At 71.3% G+C, this 25,247-nt stretch carries 21 protein-coding genes; 7 read left to right on the top strand and 14 right to left on the bottom strand.

Annotated elements, in window-relative coordinates:
* Positions 1-7: 7 nt before the first annotated feature.
* Positions 8-2,044: an ATP-binding cassette domain-containing protein gene (locus EOE66_RS06920; RefSeq protein ID WP_164885013.1), complete on the bottom strand. Its 2,037-nt coding sequence runs from the start codon at positions 2,042-2,044 to the stop codon at positions 8-10.
* A gap of 25 nt (positions 2,045-2,069) precedes the next feature.
* Positions 2,070-3,281, bottom strand: coding sequence for an efflux RND transporter periplasmic adaptor subunit (locus tag EOE66_RS06915; protein WP_128227929.1), 1,212 nt, complete (start codon positions 3,279-3,281; stop codon positions 2,070-2,072).
* A gap of 208 nt (positions 3,282-3,489) precedes the next feature.
* On the opposite strand from EOE66_RS06915, the gene EOE66_RS06910 reads away from it, so the two are divergent.
* Both EOE66_RS06910 and EOE66_RS06905 read left to right on the top strand, forming a co-directional pair.
* Entirely contained in the window at positions 3,490-6,495 is a 3,006-nt protein-coding gene (locus tag EOE66_RS06910; RefSeq protein ID WP_128227928.1) for a S9 family peptidase, read from the top strand.
* Positions 6,496-6,623: 128 nt separating this feature from the next.
* A complete protein-coding gene (locus EOE66_RS06905) occupies positions 6,624-6,989 on the top strand; it encodes a heavy metal-binding domain-containing protein (protein ID WP_128227927.1) in 366 nt (121 codons plus the stop codon).
* Between the two features lie 22 nt (positions 6,990-7,011).
* Here the strand turns inward: EOE66_RS06905 and EOE66_RS06900 are convergent, their stop codons facing one another.
* The 4 genes from EOE66_RS06900 to gcl form a co-directional block, all read right to left on the bottom strand.
* Entirely contained in the window at positions 7,012-7,758 is a 747-nt protein-coding gene (locus EOE66_RS06900; RefSeq protein ID WP_205702644.1) for an SAM-dependent methyltransferase, read from the bottom strand.
* A gap of 121 nt (positions 7,759-7,879) precedes the next feature.
* Positions 7,880-8,773 carry a 2-hydroxy-3-oxopropionate reductase gene (locus EOE66_RS06895; protein ID WP_128227925.1) on the bottom strand — a complete coding sequence of 298 codons (894 nt, stop codon included), beginning with the start codon at positions 8,771-8,773 and terminating at the stop codon, positions 7,880-7,882.
* Positions 8,774-8,861: 88 nt separating this feature from the next.
* Entirely contained in the window at positions 8,862-9,665 is an 804-nt protein-coding gene (gene hyi, locus EOE66_RS06890; RefSeq protein WP_128227924.1) for a hydroxypyruvate isomerase, read from the bottom strand.
* A gap of 5 nt (positions 9,666-9,670) precedes the next feature.
* Positions 9,671-11,461, bottom strand: coding sequence for a glyoxylate carboligase (gene gcl / locus EOE66_RS06885; protein WP_128227923.1), 1,791 nt, complete (start codon positions 11,459-11,461; stop codon positions 9,671-9,673).
* Positions 11,462-11,632: 171 nt separating this feature from the next.
* Here gcl and EOE66_RS06880 point away from each other — a divergent pair, with 171 nt between their 5' ends.
* The gene (locus tag EOE66_RS06880) at positions 11,633-12,283 is read left to right on the top strand and encodes a c-type cytochrome (protein ID WP_245478940.1); all 651 of its coding nucleotides are present in this window, start codon (positions 11,633-11,635) and stop codon (positions 12,281-12,283) included.
* Positions 12,280-13,578, top strand: a complete 1,299-nt coding sequence (locus EOE66_RS06875; RefSeq protein ID WP_128227921.1) for a cytochrome c — start codon at positions 12,280-12,282, stop codon at positions 13,576-13,578. Before EOE66_RS06880 ends, EOE66_RS06875 begins: the two co-directional genes overlap by 4 nt.
* On the opposite strand, the gene EOE66_RS06870 is transcribed toward EOE66_RS06875, so the two are convergent.
* Both EOE66_RS06870 and EOE66_RS06865 read right to left on the bottom strand, forming a co-directional pair.
* Positions 13,575-14,813 (bottom strand): RNA polymerase sigma factor, encoded by a 1,239-nt coding sequence (locus EOE66_RS06870; protein WP_205702643.1) that lies wholly within the window; start codon positions 14,811-14,813, stop codon positions 13,575-13,577. The genes EOE66_RS06875 and EOE66_RS06870 overlap by 4 nt on opposite strands.
* Positions 14,814-14,820: 7 nt before the next feature.
* Complete coding sequence (locus EOE66_RS06865; RefSeq protein WP_128227920.1) at positions 14,821-15,192, bottom strand: YciI family protein; 372 nt, start codon at positions 15,190-15,192, stop codon at positions 14,821-14,823.
* A 138-nt stretch (positions 15,193-15,330) separates the two neighbouring features.
* Between EOE66_RS06865 and EOE66_RS06860 the strand changes: the two genes are divergently transcribed.
* Positions 15,331-16,233 (top strand): LysR family transcriptional regulator, encoded by a 903-nt coding sequence (locus tag EOE66_RS06860; RefSeq protein ID WP_128227919.1) that lies wholly within the window; start codon positions 15,331-15,333, stop codon positions 16,231-16,233.
* Between the two features lie 73 nt (positions 16,234-16,306).
* Positions 16,307-17,509: a DUF2325 domain-containing protein gene (locus EOE66_RS06855; RefSeq protein WP_128227918.1), complete on the top strand. Its 1,203-nt coding sequence runs from the start codon at positions 16,307-16,309 to the stop codon at positions 17,507-17,509.
* 12 nt (positions 17,510-17,521) lie between these two features.
* On the opposite strand, the gene EOE66_RS06850 is transcribed toward EOE66_RS06855, so the two are convergent.
* The 6 genes from EOE66_RS06850 to uraH form a co-directional block, all read right to left on the bottom strand.
* Positions 17,522-19,714 (bottom strand): prolyl oligopeptidase family serine peptidase, encoded by a 2,193-nt coding sequence (locus EOE66_RS06850; protein WP_128227917.1) that lies wholly within the window; start codon positions 19,712-19,714, stop codon positions 17,522-17,524.
* Between the two features lie 66 nt (positions 19,715-19,780).
* Entirely contained in the window at positions 19,781-21,418 is a 1,638-nt protein-coding gene (locus EOE66_RS06845) for a 3-(methylthio)propionyl-CoA ligase (RefSeq protein WP_128227916.1), read from the bottom strand.
* A gap of 101 nt (positions 21,419-21,519) precedes the next feature.
* Positions 21,520-22,308, bottom strand: a complete 789-nt coding sequence (locus EOE66_RS06840; RefSeq protein ID WP_128227915.1) for a formylglycine-generating enzyme family protein — start codon at positions 22,306-22,308, stop codon at positions 21,520-21,522.
* Entirely contained in the window at positions 22,305-22,523 is a 219-nt protein-coding gene (locus EOE66_RS06835) for a 4-oxalocrotonate tautomerase (protein ID WP_128227914.1), read from the bottom strand. Before EOE66_RS06835 ends, EOE66_RS06840 begins: the two co-directional genes overlap by 4 nt.
* Before the next feature lie 70 nt (positions 22,524-22,593).
* Positions 22,594-23,820, bottom strand: coding sequence for a urate hydroxylase PuuD (locus EOE66_RS06830; RefSeq protein WP_128227913.1), 1,227 nt, complete (start codon positions 23,818-23,820; stop codon positions 22,594-22,596).
* A gap of 8 nt (positions 23,821-23,828) precedes the next feature.
* Complete coding sequence (gene uraH / locus EOE66_RS06825) at positions 23,829-24,182, bottom strand: hydroxyisourate hydrolase (protein WP_128227912.1); 354 nt, start codon at positions 24,180-24,182, stop codon at positions 23,829-23,831.
* 75 nt (positions 24,183-24,257) lie between these two features.
* On the opposite strand from uraH, the gene puuE reads away from it, so the two are divergent.
* The gene (gene puuE / locus EOE66_RS06820) at positions 24,258-25,238 is read left to right on the top strand and encodes an allantoinase PuuE (protein ID WP_128227911.1); all 981 of its coding nucleotides are present in this window, start codon (positions 24,258-24,260) and stop codon (positions 25,236-25,238) included.
* Positions 25,239-25,247: the final 9 nt, after the last annotated feature.

Raw genomic sequence — 25,247 nt, 5'->3', positions numbered from 1 at the left:
CAGGGCCTCATTCCCGCGCCAGCGCGTCCACCGGGCTCAGCGCCGCCGCGCGGCGGGCCGGCACGGTGCCGAAGATCAGGCCCACCGCGCTGCTGACCGCGAAGGCCACGCCCAGCGCCGACCAGCTCACCGTCACCGCCAGCTTGTCCTGCGCGGCATTCAGCGCCTGCGCGCCCAGCCAGCTGAAGCCCACGCCCACCAGGCCGCCCAGGCAGCACAGCACCACGGCCTCGATGAGGAACTGCAGCCGCACGTCGCCCTGGCGCGCGCCCACGGCCATGCGGATGCCGATCTCGCGCGTGCGCTCGCTCACCGAGACCAGCATGATGTTCATCACGCCCACCCCGCCCACCAGCAGCGCGATGGCGCCCACGCCCGCGAACAGCGCGGCGAAGCCGGCGGTCACCTCCTGCATCTTGCGGAACTCGCTGTCGCCGCTCCAACTGGAGAAGTTCTCGGCGCCGCGTAGCGCCACCAGCCGGTGCTTGATGTGGCGCAGCACCTCTTCGGGCGGCTGCGTGAAGTCCATCTGCACGCTGAAGGCGTCGACCGCGGGCCGCGAATCCAGGCGCTGGATGAAGGTGCGCTCGGGCACGAAGGCGATGCCGTTGCCGAAGTTGATGCCCAGCTGCGTGTCGGCCTTGACGGTGCCGATCACCGTGAAGGGCAGGGCCGCCGTGGCCGGCGCGGCACCGGCCCCGGGTAGGCCGGCGCCGCTTTCGCCACCGCCCCCCATGCCGCCGGCGGCGCCCGAGCCGCTGAGCAGCACCGTCTTGCCGACGGGCGATTCGGTGTCCTTGAACAGCGCCTTGCGCGACTGCTCGTCGAGCACCAGCACCTGTGCGCCTTCCGCGAGTTCGTAGGCGCTGAAGAAGCGCCCGCTGTCGACCTTCAGCTTGCGCTCGTAGAGCGTGTTGCCGTCGGCGCCGCGCGCGTTGAGGTTGGCATCGCTGGAGCGGTGGCGCAGCAGCACGGGCAGCTGCCGTTCGCCCTGCACGCTGGCGATGCCGGGCAGGCCGCGCAGCGCGTCGATCTCCGCCAACCGGAAGGACGGCGGCTGCGCGCCCGGTGGCAGGCGGTTGTTGCCGCGCCAGATCCAGATCTTGCCGCTCATCACGCTCTGGAACTCGCCTTCGAAGGTGCTGCGCGCGGCACTCGTCAGCGCCACGATGCTCACCACCGAGGCGATGCCGATGCTGATGCCCAGCATCGAGAGAAAGGTGCGCAGCCGGTTGCCTTGCAGCGAGAGCCAGGCCGTGGCCACGGCCTCGCGCCACTGCACCTGCCAGCGGCGCAGCCAGCCGCCCTGGTGCACTTGCGGGGCATCGGGTGCCGGCGGCAGCGTCTGCGTCTTGTGGTCGGTGGGCGTGCCGTCGTCCTTGACGACGCGGCCGTCGCGCAGCTCGATCACGCGGCGCGCGTGCGCGGCCACGGTGGGGTCGTGCGTCACCAGGATGATGGTGTGGCCGGCCTCGTTCAGCTCTTTCAGCAGGCGCAGCATCTCGGCGCCGCTGTTGGTGTCCAGCGCGCCGGTGGGCTCGTCGGCCAGGATGATCTGCCCGCCGTTCATCAGCGCCCGCGCGATGGACACACGCTGCTGCTGCCCGCCCGAAAGCTCGTTGGGCTTGTGGTGCAGGCGCTCGCCCAGGCCCAGCCGTTCCAGCAGCGCCTGCGCGCGGGCACCGCGTGCGCCGCTGCCCACGCCGGCGTACACGGCCGGCAGTGCGGCGTTGCCGCGCGCGTCCAGGTGCGGCAGCAGGTGGTAGCGCTGGAAGATGAAGCCGAAACGCTCGCGCCGCAGCGCGGCGAGTTCGTCGGGGCCGAACTGCCCGGCGTCTTGCCCGTCGATGAGGAACTGTCCTTCGGTGGGGTTGTCCAGACAACCCAGCACGTTCATCAGCGTGCTCTTGCCCGAGCCCGACTGGCCCATGATGGCCACGAACTCGCCGGCCTCGATGGCCAGCGTGATGCCGTCCAGCGCACGCACCTCGATCGTGCCCAGCGTGTAGCGGCGGCTGACGCCGCGCAGCTCGATCAGCGCCATGCCCACGCGTCCTTCCGGGCCCGGCTCACTTCGCGGCCTTGCTGGCCGAGGCTGCCGACGCGGCCGCATCGGCCTTGGCCGCTTCCTCGGCCGAGGGCGGCGCGGTGAGCACGGTGTCGCCCAGCTGCAGGCCCTCGAGCACCTGCACGCGGGTGCCGTCCTGCAGGCCGGTGCGCACGAAGCGCGGCTGCTGCTTCTGGTCCTTGTCGAGCACGGTCACGCGGAAGCGGCCGTCCTTGCCGCGCTCGCCCAGGGCCACCATGGGCATGGCCAGCACGTCCTTCACACGGCCGGTCTCCACGTCGACCTGCACCGTCATGTCGGAGTAGAGCTTGCGTGCGCGGTTGTCCACCTCGAAGAGCACGTTGTAGAAGACCGCGTTGCCCACGCGCTCGGGCACCGGCTGGATGACGCGCAGCTTGCCTTCGTAGAACTGGCCTTCGCCGGCCAGGGTGGTGAAGCGCGCCACCTGGCCCACCTGCACGGTCTGGATGTCGGCCTCGGGCACCTTGGTGCGCACGGTGATGGTGTCCAGGTCGGCCAGCGTCAGCATCACCGGCGTGATCTGCACCGCGATCACCGTCTGCCCCACCTGCACCGGCAGGCTGACCACGGTGCCGTCCATGGGCGCGGTGATGCGTGTGTAGCCCAGGCGCACCTGGGCCTGGGCCAGGTCGGCCTGCAGCCGGCTCATCACCGCGCTCTGGCCGCGCACCTCGGCTTCGAGCTTGGCGAGATCGCTCTCGGCGCGCTCGGCTTCCAGCGCCGCGGTGGCGTCGCCGGCCAGCAGGCGGCGCTGGCGGTCGCGCTCGCGGCGTGCGGTGGCCAGGTCGACCTGGCGCGATTCGAGCAGCGCCCTCTGCTGCAGCAGCGCGGCTTCGGCCCGCGCCACGTCGTTGCGCGCGAGTTCGGGGTCGAGGCTGACGAGCAGTTCGCCCTTCTTGACCTGCTGGCCCAGCTGCACGTGCAGCGTCTGGATCTGGCCGCTGACCTGCGCGCCCACGTCGACCTTGGTCTTGGCCTGCAGCACGCCGGCAGCCTGCACGAGCTGGGTGATGTCGGCCTTCTCCACCTTGGCGCTGGGCGGGGGCGGCGGAGGCGGCGGCGGGTTCAGCGCCCGCCAGCCGGCGTAGGCGCCGGCGGCCAGGGCCAGGATCAGCAACCAACGCAGCCGGGTGTGGCGCTGCCAACGGCGGCGCAACACGCCGCCTGCCTTGTTCTTCTCCGTGACGCTCAAGACCTTCTCCTCTCAGGCCGGCGCAATGTAGCGGCGCCGCTTCGGCCCGGGCAGCGTGTGGCGACGAAGCGCAGCGCGCAGCCGACAGGCCGCAGCCCGCCGGGATGGGCGGAAGCGCCCTGTGGCGCGGCACGCTAGAGTCCCCGGCTTTCGTTCACCCCCGGGCCCGGGGCAAGCCTGGCCGCCCCCTGATCGAGACCCCCTGCCGATGAAGCACCTTTCCCTACGCCGCCCGCTGCAGGCCCTGCTGCTGAGCACCGCGCTGGCCGCGGTGTTCACCGCCGCCGCCCAGGCCCCCGCGGCCCCGCCCGCGGGCCCCCGCGCGCTGAGCTACGCCGACACCGACGCCTGGCGCAGCATCGCCACGCCCACGCTGTCGAACGACGGCGCCTGGCTGGCCTACTCGGTGCAGCCGCAGCTGGGCGATGGCGAGCTGGTGCTGCGCGAGCGCAGCAGCGGCAAGGAGCGGCGGGAAGGCGTGGGCATGTTGCCGCCGCCGGTGACCACGCCCAACGCCGAGAACCCCGATGCCCCGCCGCCGCCGCGCGCCATCCGCGTGGTCTTCAGCAGCGACAGCCGCTTTCTCGTGGCGAGCACGAACCCCACGCAGGCCGAGACGCTGGCCGCGCGCAAGGCCCGCACGCGGCCCGACGACATGCTCAAGGGCGGCCTGCTGATCGTCGACCTGAAGGCCGAAGGCCCGGCGCTGCGCGTGCCGCGTGTGAAGAGCCTGGCACTGCCGTCCAAGGGCGGCGCCTGGCTGGCCTACCTGAAGGAAGCCGAGCCGGCCCCTGCAGCGCGCCCGGCCGCGGCCGGTTCGGCCCCCGCAGCCGCCACAGCCCCCACCGCCGCGCGTGCACCAGCCGCCGGCGCCGCCGCCGCTGGTGCGGGCGCCCCGCGCAAGGAGTACGGCACCGAACTCGTCGTGCGCGATCTCACCAGCGGCACCGAGCGCCGTTTCCCCGACGTGCTGGAGATGAGCTGGGCGCGCGACGGCCAGACGCTCGTGTACACCGTTTCCAGCCGCACCGAAGCGAACAACGGTGTCTACGCGCTGGCGCCGCAGACGGGCGCCGCGCCGGTGGCGCTGCTCTCGGGCAAGGGCCGCTACAGCAAGCTCACCTGGGACCGCGCGCAGACGCAACTCGCCTTCCTCAGCGACCGCGACGACGAAGCCGCCAAGGTGCCGGCCTTCAAGCTCTACCACTGGCCGCGGGGCAGCGCGGCAGCGGTGGAGAAGGTCACCGCCGCCACGCCGGGCTTCCCGGCCGGGCAGGTGGTCAGCGACAAGGGCCCCATCGCCTTCTCGCGCGATGGCAGGAAGCTCTACGTGCCGGCTGCGCCGCCGCCCAAGCCGCCGCGCACGCCCGAGAGCCAGCCGCATGAAGAAGACCGCGTCGTGGCCGACCTCTGGCGCTGGAACGACGACCTCGTGCAGCCCATGCAGAAGGTGCGTGCGGTGGTGGAGCGCAACCGCAGCTTCCGCGGCGTGCTCGACCTCGCCAGCAACACCTACGTGCAGCTGGCCGACGAGAGCCTGCGCCAGGTCTCGCTCAGCGACGACGGCCAGCGCGCCCTGGGCCTGGACGACCGCGCCTACCGCCGCCGTGTCGACTACGACGGCCTTTACCACGACGTGTACGTCGTCAACCCGCGCAGCGGTGCGCGCAAGCTGGCGCTGAAGATGCAGCGCCTGGGCTTCAATGCCAGCCTCAACGCCGAGCAGTGGTCGCCCGACGGCCGCTGGCTGCTGCACTACCAAGACCGCCAGTGGTCGGCCATCGACACCGAAACCGGCGCCCTCCAGCCGCTGAGCAAGGCCATCCCGCGCCCGGTGCACAACGAACTGCACGACGCCCCCGGGCCCGCCGCCGCCTACGGAACCGCGGGCTGGACGAGCGACAGCCTCTCGGCGCTGGTGTATGACCGTTACGACGTCTGGCAGGTCTTCGTCGACGGCCGCGCGCCGCGCAACCTGACGCTGGGCGAAGGCCGCAAGACGCGCACGCGCCTGGTGGTGCAGCGCATCGACCCGGTGGACGAGGATGACGACGAGCGCGGCATCGACCCCACCAAACCCCTGACGCTGCGTGGCGAGAGCGAGACCACGCGTGCCAGCGGTTTCCTGCGCACCGGTTTCGATGCGAAGACGGCGCCGCAGAAGCTGACTTGGGGCGACCAGGCCTGGCGCTTCGTGGCCCGCGCGCGTGAGGCCGATGTCGCCATCACCACCGCCTCGCGTTTCGACGCCTTCCCCGAACTGCGCCTGAGCGATCTGGCCTTCGCCAACCCGCAGCCCGTCACCGACGTGGGCGTGCAGCTGAAGGCCTTCCGCTGGGGCCGCGCCGAGCTGATGGACTTCAGGAATGCCAAGGGCGTGGCGCTGCAGGCGGCGGTCTACAGGCCGGCCGACTTCGACCCGAAGAAGAAGTACCCGGTGATGGTCTACATCTACGAGCGGGTCTCGCAGAACGTGCACAACTTCGTGAACCCCACGCCGAGCAACATCGTCAACATCTCGCTGTACACCAGCAACGGCTACGTGGTGCTGGCGCCGGACATCGCCTACACCGTGGGCCAGCCGGGCCGCAGCGCGCTGGATGCCGTGCTGCCCGCCATCGATGCCCTGGTGAAGAAGGGCGGCATCGACGAGAAGAACATCGGCATCCAGGGCCACTCCTGGGGCGGTTACCAGATCGCCTGGATGGTGACGAAGACGAACCGCTTCAAGGCCGCCGGCGCCGGCGCGCCGGTGGGCAACATGACGAGCGCCTACTCGGGCATCCGCTGGGGCTCGGGCCTGCCGCGGCAGTTCCAGTACGAGCAGGGGCAAAGCCGCATCGGCCCTTCGATGAACAAGGCCCTGCCGCTGTACCTGGAGAACTCGCCGGTCTTCCACGTCGACAAGGTGAAGACGCCGCTGCTCATCCTGCACAACGATGCCGACGACGCCGTGCCCTGGTACCAGGGCATCGAGCTCTTCCTCGCGCTGCGCCGGCTGGAGAAGGAGGCCTACCTCTTCAACTACAACAACCAGCTGCACAACCTGCGCCGCCGTGCCGACCAGAAGGACTTCGCGGTGCGCATGCAGCAGTTCTTCGACCACTTCCTGAAGGGCGCGCCGGCGCCCGCTTGGATGCGCGAGGGCATCCCCTTCAACGACCGCGAGGAAGAGAAGGAAAGCTTCGCCAAGGCGGCCGCGACACAGCCTTGAGCTGCGGCGTGCTGCGCACGCGGCCGCCGCCCAGAGCTGCGCTTCAGAATGCCGGGCCAGGGCCCCAAGGGGCGGGCCCGTCCACAGCAACGAAACGCCTGCCCAGGCAGGCGCGCAAGGAGCAGACCATGGGTTGGTTCTCGAAGCAGGACGCCGGCTTCTTTCTCGCCACCGTGCTGCCGGCACCGGCAGCCGACGGCAGCGGGCCGCGTGTGCAGCGCTACCTGGGGGTGGTGCACGGCGAAGCGATCATCGGCGCGAACATCTTCCGCGACCTGTTCTCTTCGGTGCGCGACGTGGTGGGTGGCCGCGCCGGCGGCTACGAGCGGGCGCTCTCGGGTGCGCGGGACGCGGCCCTGGCCGACCTGATCGAAAGCGCCAAGGAGATGGGCGCCGACGGCGTGATCGGCATCGACTTCGACTACGAGGTGCTCGGCGAGACCAACGGCATGATGATGGTGGCCGTCAGCGGCACCGCCGTGAAGATGGGCTGAACGCCCTGGCGCGCCGCGGTGTTCAGCCGCAGGCCGCCGCGCCCGCGCGCCGCCAGGGCAAGGTGGCGGTGGCATCGCCGCCGCGCAGGGTGTTGCCGTCCACCGTGGCCTGCCAGCGGGCGCCGGCCTCGCCCAGCAGTTCCATCGCCGTGCCGTGCAGGCGACCGCTGTAGCTGCGCGACAGCCCGCCCTGCGTGAGCAGTGCGCTCAAGACCTGGTAACGCTGCTGCAGCTGCAGCGTGGCGCCACCCGGTCCGCACCACAGGCCTTGCACGGCCGCGGGCACCGTCCACAGGTGCAGGCGGCTGAGCTTCTCGCGGCCGATGGTCTTCTCGGGCACGGCCACGGTGAGCGTGCGGTCGGGCGCCCAGTCGCCCAGGTCCCAGTCGTGCGAGACGATGCGTGTGCCCGGCTTCAGCGCCAGCAGGCGCGGGCGCAGCGCCAGGTTCACCTCGGGCAGCAGGTACATCGTCACCACGCTGGCCGGTGCCAGGTCGGTGGCGAAGAGGTCCTGCACCTCGAAGCGCGTGCGCGCCGCCACGCCGGCGCGGCGCGCGTTCTCGCGGCTCTGCGCCACCAGATCGGGCACGATCTCCACGCCCAGCCCGCTGGCCCCGAAGCGCTTCGCGGCGGTGATGACGATGCGGCCATCACCCGAGCCGAGGTCGATGACGTGGTCACGGGCGCCCACGCCCGCCAGTTCCAGCATGGCCACGGTGACGTGGTCGGGCGTGGTGATGAAGGGCACGTCTTCGACGGAGGCTGTCACCGTCACTGGGCCTTGCGCTGCGGCCCACAGCGGCAGGACCAGCCAGAGAAACGGCGCCCGCAGGCGCCTTCGAGGAAGGATGCGCATGCGCCCGATGCTAGCGGCGCAGGCCTGCCCGGCTTCAGCCTTGCGGTGCCTCGGCCACCGCATGTGCCGCCATCAGCTCCAGCGCCTTCACCAGTGCGCTGTGATCGAGCTGGTCCCAGCCCTGCGCGGCGCAGGCCTGCATCAGCTGCGCGGCGCCCGCGGTCTGCGGCAGGCTCACGCCCAGGGCCTTGGCGCCCTGCAGCGCGAGGTTCAGGTCCTTCTGGTGCAGGCCGATGCGGAAGCCGGGGTTGAAGGTGCGCTGGATCATGCGTTCGCCGTGCACCTCCAGGATGCGGCTGCTGGCGAAGCCGCCCATCAGCGCCTGCCGCACCTTGGCCGGGTCGGCGCCGGCCTTGCTGGCGAAGACCAAAGCCTCGCTCACGGCTGCGATGTTCAGCGCCACGATGATCTGGTTAGCCACCTTGGTGGTCTGCCCGTCGCCGTGGCCGCCCACGTGCGTGATGTTCTTGCCCATCAGCTGCAGCAGCGGCAGCACCTGGGCGAAGCCGGCTTCCGTGGCGCCCACCATGATGGTGAGGCTGGCGGCCTTGGCACCCACTTCGCCGCCGCTGACCGGCGCATCCACGTACTCGCAGCCCAGCGCGCTGATCTTCTCCGCGAAGGTCTTGGTCGCGATGGGCGAGATGCTGCTCATGTCCACCACGGTCTTGCCGGGCCGCAGCCCGGCGGCCACGCCTTTGGGGCCGAAGAGCACGGCCTCGACATCGGGCGTGTCGGGCACCATGGTGAAGATGACCTCGGCCGCCTCGGCCACCTCCTTGCCGCTGGCGCAGGCCACGGCGCCGGCCTCCAGCAAGGCCTGCGGCAGCTTGCTGCGCGTGGTGATGTAGAGCTCGTGCCCGGCGGCACGCAGGTGGCCGGCCATGGGCGTGCCCATGATGCCCAGGCCGATGAATCCGAGTTTCATGCGAGTGTCTCCAGGACCTTGGTCAGGGCCTTGCGCGGAGCCGGCTCTGCCGGGCCGCTGCAAGAGCCCCCTCGGGGGGTGGCGAACGTCAGTGAGCCTGGGGGCCCTTGAACTGGCGTCTTGCGGTTTCGAGCCAGCCCAAGCCGGCTTCGGTGGTGGTGGCGGGTTTGTACTCGCAACCCACCCAGCCCTTGTAGCCGATGCGTTGCAGGTGCGCGAAGAGGAAGGCGAAGTTGATCTCGCCCGTGCCCGGCTCGTTGCGGCCCGGGTTGTCGGCCACCTGGATGTGCGCGATGCGGCCCAGGTGCTTCGCCATCGTGGCCGCGAGCTCGCCCTCGTAGCGCTGTGCGTGGTAGATGTCGTACTGCAGGTAGGCGTTGTCGGCACCCACCTCGTCCAGCACCGCCAGCGCCTGCGCCGTGCTGTGCAACCAGAAGCCGGGGATGTCGTAGGTGTTGATCGGCTCGATCAGCAGCTTCAGCCCCACTTCCTTCAGCGCCGCGGCCGCGAAGCGCAGGTTCTCGACGAAGGTCTGGCGCAACACGGCCTCGGACACGCCGGCCGGTGCCTTGCCGGCCAGGCAGTTGAGCTGCGGCACCTCCAGCGCCTGCGCGTAATGGATGGCGCGTGCCACGCCCGCGCGGAACTCGTCCACGCGGTCGGGGTGGCAGGCGATGCCGCGCTCGCCGGCGGCCCAGTCACCCGCCGGCAGGTTGTGCAGCACCATCTTCAGCCGGTTGGCCTGCAGGCGCTTGCGCAGTTCCTCGGCCGGGGCTTCGTAAGGGAACTGCAACTCCACCGTCGTGAAGCCGGCGCGGGCGGCGCGCTCGAAGCGTTCGAGCAGCGGCACCTCGGTGAACAGCATCGACAGGTTGGCAGCAAAACGCGGCATCGGGGTCACTCCAGCAGGCCGGCCATCTGCAGGCCTTCACGGCCCTGCGGATGCCGGCAGTCGATCTCTTCGAACTCGTTGATCTTGTCGATCTCGGTGCCCATGGCGATGTTGGTCACCTTCTCCAGGATCACCTCCACCACCACCGGCACGCGCAGATCATGGGCCATCAGCTTGGCCTGCTGCAGCGCGCCTTCGATCTTGGCCGGATCGGTCACGCGCAGCGCCTTGCAGCCCATGCCTTCCACCACCTTGGCGTGGTCCATGCCGTAGCCCTTGAGCGCGGCGTCGTCGACGTTGATGTTGTCGTAGGCCAGCTGCACGCAGAAGTCCATGTCGAAGCCGCGCTGGCTCTGGCGGATCAGGCCCAGGTAGCTGTTGTTGACCAGCACCACCACCAGCGGCAGCTTGAACTGCGCGCCGACGGCCAGCTCTTCGATGAGGAACTGGAAGTCGTAGTCGCCGCACAGGCCCACCACGGTCTTGGTGGTGTCGCTGGCCACCACGCCCAGGGCCGCCGGCAGCGTCCAGCCCAGCGGGCCGGCCTGGCCGCAGTTGATCCACTGCCGCGGCTCGAACACGTGCAGAAACTGCGCGCCCGCAATCTGGCTCAGGCCGATGGTGGTGACGTACACCGTGTCGCGGCCGAAGGCGCGGTTCATCTCCTCGTACACGCGCTGCGGCTTCACCGGGATCTGCTCGAAGTGCGTCTTGCGGTGCATCAGGCGCTTGCGCTCCTGGCAGCGGAAGGCCCAGTCGCTGCGGTCCTTCAAGGCCCCAGCGGCCTGGCGCTCGCGCGCCACCTCCACGAAGAGTTCCAGCGCCAGCTTCGCATCGCTGACGATGCCGAAATCGGGCGTGAACACGCGGCCGATCTGCGTGGGCTCGATGTCCACGTGCACGAACTTGCGGCCCGCGGTGTAGGTCTCGACGCTGCCGGTGTGGCGGTTGGCCCAGCGGTTGCCGATGCCCAGCACGAAATCCGACGCCAGCATGGTGGCGTTGCCGTAGCGGTGGCTGGTCTGCAGGCCCACCATGCCGGCCATCAGCGGGTGGTCGTCGGGGATGCAGCCCCAGCCCATCAGCGTGGGGATCACGGGCACGCCGGTGAGTTCGGCCAGTTCCACCAGCAGCGCGGAAGCGTCGGCGTTGATGATGCCGCCGCCGGCCACGAGCAGCGGCTTCTCGGCGGCCTGCAACATGTCCAGCGCCTTCTCCACTTGCTTGCGCGTGGCGGCGGGTTTGTAGACGGGCAGCGGCTCGTAGGTGTCGATGTCGAACTCGATCTCGGCCATCTGCACGTCGAAGGGCAGGTCGATCAGCACCGGCCCCGGGCGGCCGCTGCGCATCAGGTGGAAGGCCTGCTGAAAGGCGCGCGGCACCTGGCCGGGCTCGCGCACGGTCACGGCCATCTTCGTCACCGGCTTGGCGATGCTCTCGATGTCGACGGCCTGGAAGTCTTCCTTGTACAGCCGCGCACGCGGCGCCTGGCCGGTGATGCACAGGATGGGGATGCTGTCTGCGCCGGCGCTGTACAGGCCGGTGATCATGTCGGTGCCCGCCGGGCCGCTGGTGCCGATGCACACGCCGATGTTGCCGGCCTTGGCGCGCGTGTAGCCCTCGGCCATGTGGCTGGCGGCTTCCACGTGCCGGGCCAGGATGTGGGCGATGCCTTGCCGCTCGCGCAGCGCGGCGTACAGCGGGTTGATCGCGGCACCGGGCACGCCGAAGGCCTGCGTGACGCCTTCTTTCTCCATCACCAGCACGGCGGCCATCGCGGCCTTCATCTTTGCCATCGTCGTGTCTCCTTTTGAGGTGGGCGGATGCTGGGGCGCCGTGCCGGGCGCGAGAAGCGCAGCCAGCGGATATGAGCTATTCCGTGGTGGAATGGCGCGGTGAAAAGTGCTCTCTGGAAGGCCCTGCTCGGGGCCGCATGCGCGGTGGGGGCCTTGCTGCCCGCCTCCTTGATGGCCGCCCCGGCAAAGATTGAAGACACGCTCGCCGCACGGCTGGCGGCGTGCAGCACCTGCCACGGCGCGCAGGGCCGCGCCGCACCCGATGGCTACCACCCGCGCATCGCGGGCAAACCGGCGGGCTATGTCTACAACCAGCTGCTGAACTTCCGCGAAGGCCGGCGCGCCTACGGGCCGATGGTCAGCCTGGTGGCGCCCTTGCCTGATGCCTACTTGCGTGAGATCGCCGCGCACTACGCCGCGCTGGAGCTGCCCTACGCCGCGCCGCCGCCCGCGCAGGCCGATGCGGCCACACTCCCGCGCGGCCGGCAGCTTGCGTTGCAAGGTGATGCCGCGCGCCAGCTGCCGGCCTGCAGCAGCTGCCACGGCCCCACGCTCACCGGCCGCCTGCCGGCCACGCCAGGGCTGCTGGGTTTGCCGCGTGACTACCTCATCGGCCAGCTCGGCGCCTGGCGCAATGGCCAGCGCCGCGCCCACGAGCCCGACTGCATGGCCAGCATCGCCCGGCAGCTTTCGCCCGAAGACCTGGGCGCCGTCACCGCCTGGCTGGCCAGCCAGCCCGTGCCGGCCGGCGCGCGGGTGGCTGCTGCGCCAGCGGCGGGTGAGGCCCTGCCAATGAAGTGCGGCAGCGCGGTGGCGCCATGAAGCGCTCGCTGAAGCTGGGGCTGGGCGCCGCCGTGGCGCTGCCGCTGCTGGGCCTGGCCGCGGCAGCGGCCGTGCTGGCGCTGGATGCCGCACCCGCGCTGCCAGCCAGCCCCGCGCCGCTGGCGCTGAACGACCCCGCGCTCATCGAACGCGGCCGCGTGCTGGCGCTGGCGGGCAACTGCGCCGGTTGCCACAGCACGCCCGGCGGCGCGCCCTACGCGGGCGGCCCGGCCTTGCGCACGCCCTTCGGCGCCGTCTACGCTGGCAACCTGACGCCCGATGCCCGCACCGGCCTGGGCCGCTGGAGCGTCGACGACTTCTGGCGCGCCCTGCAGCATGGCCGCAGCGCCGACGGCCGCCGCCTCGTGCCGGCCTTCCCCTACACCGAGACCACCCTGATGCCGCGCGCCGACAGCGACGCGCTCTACGCCTGGCTGCGCACGCTGCCGGCCGTGCAGCAGCCCGCGCGCCCGCACGAGCTGCGCTGGCCCTACAACACGCAGCTGGCGCTGGCCGCCTGGCGGGTGCTGTTCTTCCGCCCCGGCCCCTGGCAAGACCACCCGGCGCAAAGCGCCGAGTGGAACCGCGGTGCCTATCTCGTCAACGGCCCGGCGCATTGCGTGGCGTGCCACGGCGGCCGCAACGTTCTGGGCGCCACCGCCGATGCCGGCTTCGGCGGCGGGCTGCTGCCCACGCGCAACTGGTACGCGCCGGCGCTGAACCGCACCAGCCAGGCCAGCGTGGCCGATTGGCCGGTGGAAGACATCGTGGCGCTGCTGCGCGACGGCCGCGCGCCACGCGGCCAGGCCCTGGGCCCGATGGCCGAGGTGGTGGCACAGAGCACGCAGCACCTGCCCGCGGCCGACCTGCGCGCGATGGCCGTCTACCTGAAAACGCTGACCATGGTGGCCGAGCCCGCACCGCGCCATGTCGACCCGCCCGCGCTCGAGCGTTTGGCGCGTGGCGAGAAGCTCTATGCCGAGCACTGCGCCGATTGCCACGGCGCCACCGGTGAAGGCGGTGTGCTGCCCAGCGGCGAACGCGTGGTGCCGCCGCTGGCCGGCAACCGCGTGGTCACCATGGACCCGCCGGCCAACCTCGTGCGCGCCATCGCGCTGGGCGGCTTCGGCCCGGCCACGGCGGCGCACCCGCGGCCCTTCGGCATGCCGCCTTTTGCGCATGTGCTCAGCGATGCCGACATCGCCGACCTGGCCACCTGGCTGCGCCGGCGCGAGAACCCGCAGGCCACCACGCTCAACGCCTTCGACGTGGCGCGCTGGCGCGGCGGCGACTAACTCGGCGCCGTGCCCGGCGGCGCTGCCGAGCGCCGCAGGAACTGCCGCACGCGTTCGTCTGCCGTCAGGCCCAGCGCGCGCTGCAAGGCGGCCTCGGCGTTTTGCCCGGCCTGCCGCTGCAGGTGGGCCAGCGCCACCCAGTAGGGCTGGTGATCACGCACACGTTCGGCCGGCAGCGCCGCCAGCAGTGTCAGGCCCTCGGCGCCTTGGCCTGCTTCGCCCAGCGCCACCGCGTGGCCGATGTGGGCGCCCAGGCTGCCTGTCAGCGTGACCAGCGCGCCGTAGAGCTGCGCGATCTGCGGCCAGGGCGTGGCCCGGCCGCGCCGGCGTTCGGCGTGGGCCGACTGGATGGCCGCTTCGATCTGCAGCGGCCCGGGCTGGCGCAGCGCGGCGGCGCGGCGCAAGGCGGTCTCGGCTTCGTCCAGCAGGCCCGCGTGCCACAGCGCGGGGTCTTGCTGCGCCAGGGGCACGAAGTCGCCGCCGTGCGTGAACAGCGCCGGCCGGCGCGCCTCGGCATGCGCCAGCAGGGCGTGCAGGCCGGCGGCCTCGGCCGAGGCCGGCTGCAGCGCGGCCACCAGGCGCGCCAGGTAGAGCGCTTCGTCGCGCAGGCCGGGTTCGGCCTCGGGCGCGGGCGAGGCGAAATCGCTGCCGATGGTGTAGGCGCCATAGATGCCTTCCAGCACCGCGCCCAGGCGGGCCGGCAGTTCCTCGGGGCCGGGGATCTGGAAGCCGATGCCGGCATCGCGGATCTTGGCTTTCGCGCGCACCAGGCGTTGCGCCAGCGTGGCCGGCGGCAGCATCAGGGCGCGCGCGATGCTGCGCGCCTCCAGGCCCAGCACGGCCTGCAGCATCAGCGGCGCGTGCACCGACGGGGCCAGCGCCGGGTGGGCACAGACCAGCAGCAGTTCCAGGCGGCGGTCGGGCAGGGCGGGCGCTTCAGGCGCGGTGGGTTCAGCCTCCAGCAGCGCCTGCACTTCGGGTGATTGCGCCAGGCGCTGGCGGCGGTGCTGCTGCAGCAGTTCGCGCTGCGCGGTCTTCAGCAACCAGGCCTCGGGCTGCGCCGGGATGCCGCGTTCGGGCCAGTGCGTCAGGGCCGCCACCAGGGCCTGGCCGAGCGCGTCTTCGGCCGCGGCCAGGTCGCGCCACTGCCAGGCCAGCCAGGCCACCAGGCGGCCGTAGCTCTGGCGGGCCACGGCCTGGGCCGTCGCTTGGGCCTTGAGCGTGGCGGTGTTCAAGGCCGATTCAGCCCGGCGCGCCGTCGTCGGGCATGTGCATCACCGGGCGCACCTCCACGCTGCCGGCGCAGGCGCAGGGCGCGCGCGCGGCCCAGGCCAGCGCGGTGTCGAGGCTGTCGGTCTCGATGAGGAAGTAGCCGCCCAGGTGCTCGCGCACGTCGGCGAAGGGGCCGTCCTGCACCACGCGCTGTCCGCCCACCACGCGCACGGTGGTGGCGGTGCGGGGCGGCTGCAGGCCGTTGCCACCGCGCACCAGGCCGCTGCCTTGCAGCGCGGCCACGTAGGCGCCCCAGGCGCCCCAGTAGGCCTCGGCCTGGGCCGGGTCGTCGGCGCGCGCCTGCTCGGCGGGGGTTTCGTAGAACAGCAGCATGTAGTCCATGGGTCTTCCTTGGTCGGGGTGGACGGGCCGGCGCACACCGCCAGCCCTGTGATGTTGATGCACGGCCCGGCCGCCAATCGACAGGCCCTGTGTCTGCCCCCGATGTTTTTTTCAAGGGGCGGGTCTAGAGTGGCCCGCATGGACACCGTCACCGGCCTGCGCCTGTTCATCCGCGTGGTGGAAACGGGCAGCTTCAGCAAGGCCAGCGCCGACCTCGGCATCACCCAGCCCACGGCCACCAAGCACGTGGCGGCGCTGGAGGCGCGCCTGGGCGCGCGGCTCTTCCACCGCAGCACGCGCGGTGTCACGCCCACCGAGGTGGGCGCGGCCTACTACGACCAGTGCAAGAGCATCGCGCGCCAGCTCGAAGACGCCGACAACCTGGCCGCGCTGATGCAGCAGCGCGTGCGCGGCACGCTGCGCATCAGCACCAGCGTGGCCTTCGGCCGCCGCGTGCTCACACCCATGGTGCTGCGCTTCATGCAGCAGCACCCCGACCTGCAGATCGACCTCAGCTTCGAAGACCGCTACGTCAACCTGGTGGAGCAGGGCATCGACCTGGCCGTGCGCATGGGCCGCCTGGCCGACAGCACGCTGGGCGCGCGCTACCTGGGCCTGAACCACTGGGTGCTGGTGGCCGCGCCGGCCTACCTGCGCGAGCGCGGCACGCCCGCCCAGCCGGCCGAACTGGCGCAGCACGCCGCGCTCGTCTACAGCACGGTGCAGGGCGACGACCTCTGGCACTTCACCGGCCCGGCCGGCGAGCCCCAGGCCGTGCGCGTGCGCGGCCCGCTGCGCAGCAACAACCTCAGCGCGCTGCTGGCCGCCGCGCGCGCCGGCATGGGCCTGGCGGTGCTGCCGCGCTACGTGGCGCGCGAAAGCCTGCAGACCGGCCAGGTGCAGGCGCTGCTGCCCGGCTGGGTGCTGCCGGCGCAGGAGATGCACGCGGTCTTCCCTTCGCCGCGCCTCGTGCCGACCAAGGTGAGTGGCTTCGTCGATTGGCTGCAAGGCCAGTTCAGCGACGAGGCCTGGGCGCGCTGAGGGCGGCCGGCGCGGGCACCTGCCCGGCGCCGCTCTGCTTGCTAATGCGAACCATTCGCATTACAGTTTGGGCATGAAGATCCGCATCGAACCCCGGCACCTGACCCGCGCCGTGGCGCGGGTGCAGCGATGCCGGGCCACTGCCACGGTCACGGCCACCGAGGCCAAGCCCAGCGCCGGCCGGCGCCGCCTGTGGGACCTGCCGCCGCGGGCGCTGGACATGGTGCTGGGCATCGGCCTGCCCCACGAGGCGCTGCGCCGCGTGGCCCGGCGCGTGCTGCGCGCCGAGCCGCAGGCGCAGGGCCACGAACTGCACGCCGGCCTGGTGGCCGAGTGCAGGCGCCGGGGGCCGATGGCCGAGGCGCTGCAGGAAGCCCTGGAGCGCCAGCACGCGGCCACCCAGGGCCAGGCCCACGAGGCCGGCTGCACCGAGGCCCTGGCCGCGTGGTGGCAGGACCGGGCGGCCCGCGGTGAACTGCCCGGGGCGCTCTGGGCCGTGCTCACCCATCCGCACTGCACCGAAGCCCTGCAGCAGCGCGTGCTGGGCGAGGTGCAGATGCTGCAGTTCCAGGCTGGGCAGGCGGCGCGCGTGGAGCTGGCGCGTTTCGAGGCGCTGATCGACGAAAACGCCGTGCTCGGGCGCGCGCTGGCCGCGGCGCAGCAGCGCTGCGCACAAGGGGCCGCCGAGCACGCGCGCGAGCGTGCGGCATGGCTGAGCGAAGGGGCCGCCTTGCGCGGCCGGCTGGCGGCGATGGAAGCGCGGCTGGCCGAACGCCCCGGGCCGGCGTCGGCGGATGCGCAGCGGCTCGATCGCCAGGCGGCGCGCATCTCGGCACTGGAGCGGGCGCTGGCCGTCGCGCTGGCCGGCGCAGGTGCCGCCCCGCAGACAGCGGCCACATCCCCACGGGCGGCAGCCACCGCCTTGCCGGAACCGCTGCCCGTGCTGCCGCAGCCCGCCAGCGCGGCCCCTGCGCTGGACCAGCGCAACGTGCTCTGCGTGGGGGGCCGCACCGCCATCGTGCCGGTCTACCGCCGGCTGATAGAAGCCAGCGGCGGCCGCTTCCTGCACCACGACGGTGGCGAAGAAGACAAGCTCGGCGCCCTCGACGCCACGCTGGCCGCTGCCGACCTCGTCATCTGCCAGGCCGGCTGCGTGAGCCACAACGCCTACTGGCGCGTGAAGGACCACTGCAAGCGCACCGGCAAACGCTGCGTCTTTGTCGAGACGCCCAGCGCCGCCGGGCTGCAGCGCGCATTGGCGCAGATCAGCGGCTGAGGCCGCCTGACTTCAGTCTCTCAACCCCAGTTTCCCCATCTGCCAGAGCAGGAAGCTCTGCATGTCGGCCGCCAGGGCCTGGCGCTGCGTGTGCGTGCTGCCCATGCCGTGGCCGGCCTGCATGTCCAGGCGCAGCAGCGTGGTGCCGGCGTTCGGCAGGCCGGCCTGCGCAGCCTGCAGGCGCGCGGCGGTCTTGCCGCTTTGCCACACGTCCACGCGCGGGTCGTTCATGCCGTGCACCAGCATCACGCCGGGGTAGGCCTGGCCGTCCTTCACGGCGTGGTAGGTGCTCATCGCCATCAGCGCCTTGAACTCGGCCGGGTCCTTCACGGTGCCGAACTCGCTGATGTTGGTGACGCCGTTGGCGCTGTCTTCCGAGCGGATGGTGTCCATCATGCCCACGTTGAAGATGGCCGCCGCGAACAGTTCAGGCGCCTCGGTCACCGCGCGGCCCACGAAGATGCCGCCCGCGCTGGTGCCCATGATGCCCATGGTCTTGGGCGAGCCGTAGCCCTTGGCGATGAGGTACTTGGCGCCGGCGATGCCGTCCTTCCAGGTGTTGGGCTTGGTGGTCTTGAAGCCGGCGCGGTGCCATTCGTCGCCATGCACGCCGCTGCCGCGCGGGTTGATCTTGGCGATGACGCCGCCGCGCTCGATCCACACCATGTTGTCGCTGCTGAAGCCGGCCGAGATGGAGAAGCCGTAGCTCGCGTAGCCGTCCAGCAGCACGGGGTTGCGGCCGTCCAGCGGCAAACCCTTCCTGTGCAGGATGGTCATGGGCACCAGCACGCCGTCGTGGCTGGGCACCTGCACCTCGGTCACCACCACATCGGGCAGGTTCACTGGCGCGCTGCGCTGGCCGAAGCTGACCTCGGTGTTGCGGGCGTTCCTGTCGCTCGAATCCAGGCGCTGCCAGCGCAGCGGCTCGGTCCAGCTGCTGTGGGCGTACAGCAGGGTTTCGCTGTCCTGCGCCGGGGCGGCAGCCGTCCAGGCCGTGCCCGGGCCGGGCAGCGGCAGTTCCACGCCGTTCACGTCGCCCTTCGCGTAGCGGCGCAGCAGCACCGAGGTGCCGCGGCGCCACTGCGCGATCACGGCCGTGGGCGTGAGCTCGAAGCCTTCCAGCGCGCCTTCTTTCGGCTGCGCGGCCACCACGGGCGCCTGTTGCAGCGGCACGGGCTGGCGCAGGTCCACGCGCACCACCTGGCGGCGCGGTGCGCCGGCCTGCAGCATCACGTAGAGATGGTCGCCCTGCAGCGCCACCTCCATCACCTTGTCGGCTTCGTTGCCCAGGGGCTGCCAGCGCATCTTCGGCGTGCCCAGGTCGGCCAGGCGGCCGGCGAAGAGCTTGCCCTCGGGCACGGTGGTGTCGGTGGTGCGCGCCACCACCCAGGGGCTGTCGGGCACGGTGTAGATCTGGCCCACGTCCAGGCGCACCAGGCCGAGCTGGCGCGTCACCGTCGGGCCGAACACGGGTTTCGGCGCGCCGCCCAGGCGCTGCAGCATCACCTGCGCGTCCATGTAGGTTTCCACCACGGGCTGGCCGGGCTTCATCAGGCGCGTCTGCGTGTAGGTGAGGGCGCGGCTGTCGGGCAGCCAGTGCACGCCGGCGTCGTACACGCGCGGCACGGGCCGGCCCACGGTCTTGCCGCTGGCGATGTTCAGCACGTAGAGGGAGGCGTCTTCCGAGCCGCCGGCCGACATGCCGTAGGCCAGGTGCCGGCCATCCCACGACGGCTTGAAGTAGTTGATGGCGTGCGGCACGCCGTCGCGGCGCGTGGCCTCTTCGGGGTCGACCAGCAGTTTCTCGGCGCCCTGCAGGCCCTGGCGCATCACCAGCTTGAACTGCTTCTCGCCGACCTTGCGCTTGAGGTAGTAATAGCGCTCGCCAGGCAGGCGCATCACGCTGCGCACGGCGTCGCCCTGCGCATCGGCCAGCTCGGCCAGGCGCTGGGCGATGGCCTCGCGGCCATCGATGCGGTCGAGCACCGAGCGGGCCTCCGCGCCCTGGCCCTTGAACCAGGCCTGGGCGGGCGCGCTCTTGACCTCTTCCATCCAGCGGTAGGGGTCGGGGACCACGGTGCCGTGCAGCGTGGTGGGAACGTTCTTGATCTCGGCCACGGGCGGGGCAGCCAGGGCCGCCGGGGCCACGGTGGCGGCGGCTGCGGCCACCAGGGTGGTGGCCAGCAGGGTGAGGGTGAGTCGCATCGGCGGACCTCCAGCTTCAGAGGCGGCCGATGCTACGCCGCTGCGGCGGCCTGGGTGCTGGCGGCCTCAGGCCGTGGGCAGCACGTGGTCCTTGAACAGCTCGCGCAGCTTGTTCTTCTGCATCTTGCCGGTGGCGCCCAGCGGGATGGCGTCGACAAACACCACGTCGTCGGGCGTCCACCACTTGGCGATCTTGCCTTCGAAGAACCCGATGATCTCCTCGCGCGTGACGGCCGCGCCGGGCTTCTTCATCACCACCAGCAGCGGGCGCTCGTCCCACTTCGGGTGCTTCGCGGCGATGCAGGCGGCCATGGCCACGGCGGGGTGGGCCATGGCGATGTTCTCCAGGTCGATGCTGCCGATCCACTCGCCGCCGCTCTTGATGACGTCCTTGCTGCGGTCGGTGATCTGCATGTAGCCGTCGGCGTCCATGCGGGCCACGTCGCCGGTGGGGAACCAGCCGTCCACCAGCGGGTCGCCTCCTTCACCCTTGAAGTACTGGCTGACGATCCACGGGCCCTTGACGAGCACGTCGCCCGAGGTCTCGGTGCCCCAGGGCAGCTCTTCACCGTTCTCGCCGACGATCTTGAGGTCGACGCCGTAGACCGCGCGGCCCTGCTTGGACATCACGCCATACTGTTCTTCCTTGCTGAGCCCCAGGTGGCGCGGCTTGAAGGCGGCCACGGTGCCGACCGGGCTCATCTCCGTCATGCCCCAGGCGTGCAGCACGCGCACGTCGTACTCGTCGCCGAACTTGCGCAGCATGGCCGGCGGGCAGGCCGAGCCGCCGATGACGGTGCGGCGCATGGTGCTGAACTTCAGGCCGTTGGCCTCGACATAGGCCAGCAGGCCCTGCCACACGGTGGGCACGCCGGCCGAGACGGTGACCTTCTCGGTCTCGAACAGCTCGTAGAGGTTCTTGCCGTCCAGCCCCGCGCCAGGGAAGACGAGCTTGGCGCCGTTCATGCACGCCGCATAGGGCAGGCCCCAGGCGTTGACGTGGAACATCGGCACCACGGGCAGGATGCTGTCGTTGGCGCTGACGCTGAGCGCGTCGGGCATGCTGATGGCGAAGGTGTGCAGCACCGTGCTGCGGTGGCTGTAGAGCACGCCCTTGGGGTTGCCGGTGGTGCCGCTGGTGTAGCACAGCGAGCTGGCGTGGTTCTCGTCGAAGCTGGGCCAGGTGTAGCGGTCGTCCTGGCCTTCGATCAGCTCCTCGAAGCACAGCAGCCCGGGGATCTTGGCCGCCGCGTCGCCGGTGGGCATGTGCGCGCGGTCGCTCATCAACACCCAGTGCTTGACGGTCTTGCAGCGCGCGGCCACGGCCTGCACCAGCGGCAGGAAGGTGAGGTCGAAGAACAGCACCTGGTCTTCGGCGTGGTCGGCGATGTAGACCACCTGGTCGGGGTGCAGGCGCGGGTTCAGCGTGTGCAGCACGGCGCCGCTGCCGCTGACGGCGTAGTACAGCTCCATGTGGCGGTAGGTGTTCCAGGCCAGCGTGGCCACGCGGTCGCTGTGGCGCACGCCCAGTGCGGCCAGGGCCTTGGCCATGCGGCGGGCGCGGGCGGCCAGCTCGCGGTAGGTCTCGCGGTGGATGTCGCCCTCGACGCGACGCGTCACGACTTCCTGCTCGCCGTGGTGGCGTTCGGCGTGCACGAGCAGGGAAGAGATCAGCAGCGGCTGCTGCATCATCTGGCCGTTCATAGGTCTCCTTGAGGCTTGTTGTTGCACCCGGGCTGCAGTGCCCAGGCGTCGTGCAGGTCCGCTTCGATTTTGCGACAGGCCGGAGCGCCGCCGCCTGAGGTTCAACCCCCGCGCGCGCAGCGGAAGCCGATGTAGACCACCGTGGTGTCGGGCGCCTTGAACTGGGCGTGGTCTTCGCGCATCTGCGCCGTGCCGTACCACCACGAGCCACCGCGGGTGCGGCGCTCAGCGCCTGCGGCGGCCCCGGCCGGATCGTCCACCCATTCCCAGGCGTTGCCGCCCATCTCGAAAAGGCCGTTCACGCCGGCAGGCGTGCTGCCCACCAGCGCATGGCCGTGGCCGCGCATCAGGCGCGCGCCCTGGCGGTGGCCGCGCTGGCGGGCGGTGCGGCCGCAGTCGTCCAGGCACTGCGCACCTTCGGCGCTCTCGCCCGTGGGCAGCGGGTAGCGTCGGCCGGTGCTGAAGGGCGCGGGCGGGTTGCTGCGCTGCTCCAGGTAGGCCGCGCGGGTCCATTGCGCGTCGGTGGGCAGCGCCCCGCCGGCCCAGCGGCAGAAGCTGCGGGCTTCGTCGAACGTGAGGTGCACGGCCGGCTCGTTGTCCACACCCAGCCGGCCGAAGGGCCGGGCCCAGGTCCAGCCGGGGCGGTCGGTCCAGCCGAGTTCGTAGACCTGGCCGCCGCCGCGCTCTTCGGCCAGCGTGCGCGTGTTCGTGGCCTGCACGAAGCGGCGGAACTGGCCGACCGTAGTTTCGGTGCGGGCGATCTCGAAGCTGCCGGGGCCGCTGCCGATGCGCACCCAGTCGATGCCGGCCGGGTTGGCGGTCTTGGCCTGGGCAGCGGCCGCGGCGAGCAGGGCCGCCAGTGTCGCCAGGGTCAGCAGCTGGCGCGTCATGGTGCCTTCGGGGCCTGGGGCGGTGCAGGCGCCTTGTCGCTCCACAGCACGCCGCCGGTGGCCCAGTCGTGGCGCTCGATGTCGTGAAAGATCACGTCCACGGTGTCGGCGTTGCCGCCGAGCGTCTTCACCACGGCTTCGGTGATGGCCACCGCGGCGGCGCGTTTCTGGTCGGCCGTGCGGCCCTTGAAGAGCTGGACGTGGACGGTGGGCATGCGGGCTCCGTGCGGAAGTGTTCGGGGCCGCAAGGCTAACGGGCCGCGGTTTTCCGGCGCCGCGGTGCGCCTACTCTGCGGCCTGCGCTTGCTTCGCGCCGGCCTGCACCCAGCGCCCGATCAGCGCACGCTCTTCGTCGGTGATGCCGGTGGCGTTGTTCATCGGCATGAGCTTGAGCACCACGGTCTGCTGGTAGACGGCCTGGGCCTGCTGCTGCAGCAATTCGGGCGTGTGCAGGGCCACGTTCTTCTGGCGCACCTGGTCGTTGTGGCACATCACGCAGCGCGCCTGCACCACGGCGTGGGCCTGGGCCAGGGTCACTGGCGCGGCGCTGGCCGCCACGGGCGCGGCGGGCTTGGGCGCGAGCCACACCGCCAGGCCCAGCAGCAGCACGGTGCCGCCCGCCGCGTACTCCCAGGGCACGCGCTTGCCGAGCACCAAGGCCTTGTGCCGCACCACGAAGCTGTGGCGGATGAGCGCGCCGGCCAGCATCAGCAGCACCAGCACGGCCCAGTTGTGCGCGCCCTGGTAGAGCCAGCCGTAGTGGTTGCTGAGCATGGCCACCAGCACCGGCAGCGTGAAGTAGGTGTTGTGCACGCTGCGCTGCTTGGCGCGCTGGCCGTGGATCGCTTCCACCGGCTGGCCGGCCTTCATCTGCGCGATGACCTTGCGCTGCCCCGGAATGATCCAGAAGAAGACGTTGGCGCTCATCGCCGTGGCGAGCATCGCGCCCACCAGCACGAAGGCGGCGCGCCCGGCGAAGAGCTGGCAGGCCAGCCACGACGCGAGCACCACGTAAAGCAGCACCAGCACGCCGACGCGCAGGTCGCCACCGACCGCACCGTTCTTCTCGCCGAACCAGCGGCAGATGCGGTCGTAGAACACCCAGAACAGCACCAGGAAGGCCAGCGCCGCCGCGACCGCCATCCACGGCGCGGGCCAGGCGTGCACGCGCGCATCGACGAGGAAGGTGCTGGCGTTGAAGAGGTACATCACCGTGAAGAGCGCAAAGCCCGTCAGCCAGGTGGAATAGCTCTCCCAGAAGAACCAGTGCAGGTGCTCGGGCAGCGTCTTGGGCGCCACGAGGTACTTCTGCGGGTTGTAGAAGCCGCCGCCGTGCACGGCCCAGAGCTCGCCGCCCACGCCTTGCTCTTTGAGCTTGGGGTCGGTGGGCGGCGTCAGGCTGTTGTCGAGGAAGACGAAGTAGAACGAGGAGCCGATCCACGCGATGGCCACGATGACGTGGGCCCAGCGCAGCAGCAGGTTGGCCCAGTCGAGCAGGTAGTTCAGGTCCATTGCTGCGATCAAGAACCGCGGTAGGTGCTGTAGCTCCAGGGGCTGCAAAGCAGCGGCACGTGGTAGTGGCCTGCGGCATCGGCGATGCCGAAGTCGAGTTGCACCACATCGATGAACGGCGGCTCGGGCAGCACCACGCCGCGTGCACGGAAGTAGGGCGCCACGGCGAAGAGCAGGCGGTAGTGGCCGACGGCCATCTCCTCGGCCTTAAGCAGCGGGCCGTCGGCACGGCCGTCGGCGTTGAGCGTCACCTGCTTCAGCGTCACCGGCCCGGTCTCCTCGACGCGCTGCAGGGTGACGGCCATGCCGGCGGCGGGGCAGCCGTGGGCGGTGTCGAGAACGTGGGTGCTGAGGTGGCCCATGGCTTGCTGGTGAAAACGTGTGCAGGGTGTGCGAGCTATTCTCGGCCACCACGCAAGAACACTGCCAAGCCTGCGATGAACGCCCCCTTGCCCGCCGAACGCTACCCGCGCGACCTGCGCGGCCACGGCCGCTACCCGCCGAACCCGCACTGGCCCGGCGGCGCCCGCGTGGCTTTGCAGTTCGTGCTGAACTTCGAGGAGGGTGGCGAGAACAGCGTGCTGCACGGCGATGCCGGCAGCGAGCAGTTCCTGAGCGAGATGTTCAACCCGCCCGCCTTCCCGGCGCGCCACCTCAGCATGGAAGGCATCTACGAATACGGCAGCCGGGTGGGCGTGTGGCGGCTGCTGCGCGAGTTCGAGGCCCGCGGCCTGCCGCTCACCATCTTCGGCGTGGGCATGGCGCTGCAGCGTTGCCCCGAAGTGGCGGCCGCCTTCGTCGAACTGGGCCACGAGATCGCCTGCCACGGCTGGCGCTGGGTGCATTACCAGAACATCGACGAGGCCACCGAGCGCGAGCACCTGCGCCTCGGTCGCGCGGCGGTGGAAGCCGTGACGGGCCAGCCCTGCACCGGCTGGTACACCGGCCGCGACAGCTCCAACACGCGCCGCCTGGTGGTGGAGGCCGGCGGTTTCGAGTACGACAGCGACTACTACGGCGACGACCTGCCCTTCTGGCTGCAGGTGCGCAAGAGCGACGGCACGCTGGCGCCGCACCTGGTGGTGCCCTACACGCTGGACGCCAACGACATGCGTTTCGCGCTGCCCCAGGGCTACAGCCACGGCGACGAGTTTTTCCAGTACCTGCGCGACAGTTTCGATGTGCTCTATGCCGAAGGGGCGCGCGACCCCGCCGAGGGCCAGGGCGGCCCGGCGATGATGAGCATCGGCCTGCACTGCCGGCTGCTGGGCCGGCCCGGCCGCATGCGCGCCTTCCAGCGTTTTCTCGACCACGTGCAGGCTCACGACCACGTGTGGGTGGCGCGGCGCATCGACATCGCGCGGCATTGGAAGGCCACGCATCCTTTCGATGCGGCCACGGCTTTTGTTTGGGAATGAGCGCCTGCT

This window comes from Rubrivivax rivuli (assembly GCF_004016505.1).
GTDB classification, from domain to species: Bacteria; Pseudomonadota; Gammaproteobacteria; order Burkholderiales; family Burkholderiaceae_C; genus Rubrivivax; species Rubrivivax rivuli.
This window is presented reverse-complemented; position numbering and strand designations above follow the sequence as displayed.

Coding starts and splice junctions, on each gene's coding strand:
- EOE66_RS06875 (WP_128227921.1), top strand. CDS start 12,280: ATGAAGCGCTCGCTGAAGCTGGGGCTGGGCGCCGCCGTGGCGCTGCCG.
- EOE66_RS06910 (WP_128227928.1), top strand. CDS start 3,490: ATGAAGCACCTTTCCCTACGCCGCCCGCTGCAGGCCCTGCTGCTGAGC.
- EOE66_RS06895 (WP_128227925.1), bottom strand. CDS start 8,773: ATGAAACTCGGATTCATCGGCCTGGGCATCATGGGCACGCCCATGGCC.
- EOE66_RS06880 (WP_245478940.1), top strand. CDS start 11,633: ATGGCCGCCCCGGCAAAGATTGAAGACACGCTCGCCGCACGGCTGGCG.
- EOE66_RS06835 (WP_128227914.1), bottom strand. CDS start 22,523: ATGCCCACCGTCCACGTCCAGCTCTTCAAGGGCCGCACGGCCGACCAG.
- uraH (WP_128227912.1), bottom strand. CDS start 24,182: ATGGGCCACCTCAGCACCCACGTTCTCGACACCGCCCACGGCTGCCCC.
- gcl (WP_128227923.1), bottom strand. CDS start 11,461: ATGGCAAAGATGAAGGCCGCGATGGCCGCCGTGCTGGTGATGGAGAAA.
- EOE66_RS06920 (WP_164885013.1), bottom strand. CDS start 2,044: ATGGCGCTGATCGAGCTGCGCGGCGTCAGCCGCCGCTACACGCTGGGC.
- EOE66_RS06845 (WP_128227916.1), bottom strand. CDS start 21,418: ATGAACGGCCAGATGATGCAGCAGCCGCTGCTGATCTCTTCCCTGCTC.
- EOE66_RS06830 (WP_128227913.1), bottom strand. CDS start 23,820: ATGGACCTGAACTACCTGCTCGACTGGGCCAACCTGCTGCTGCGCTGG.
- hyi (WP_128227924.1), bottom strand. CDS start 9,665: ATGCCGCGTTTTGCTGCCAACCTGTCGATGCTGTTCACCGAGGTGCCG.
- EOE66_RS06865 (WP_128227920.1), bottom strand. CDS start 15,192: ATGGACTACATGCTGCTGTTCTACGAAACCCCCGCCGAGCAGGCGCGC.
- EOE66_RS06850 (WP_128227917.1), bottom strand. CDS start 19,714: ATGCGACTCACCCTCACCCTGCTGGCCACCACCCTGGTGGCCGCAGCC.
- puuE (WP_128227911.1), top strand. CDS start 24,258: ATGAACGCCCCCTTGCCCGCCGAACGCTACCCGCGCGACCTGCGCGGC.
- EOE66_RS06855 (WP_128227918.1), top strand. CDS start 16,307: ATGAAGATCCGCATCGAACCCCGGCACCTGACCCGCGCCGTGGCGCGG.
- EOE66_RS06840 (WP_128227915.1), bottom strand. CDS start 22,308: ATGACGCGCCAGCTGCTGACCCTGGCGACACTGGCGGCCCTGCTCGCC.
- EOE66_RS06860 (WP_128227919.1), top strand. CDS start 15,331: ATGGACACCGTCACCGGCCTGCGCCTGTTCATCCGCGTGGTGGAAACG.
- EOE66_RS06905 (WP_128227927.1), top strand. CDS start 6,624: ATGGGTTGGTTCTCGAAGCAGGACGCCGGCTTCTTTCTCGCCACCGTG.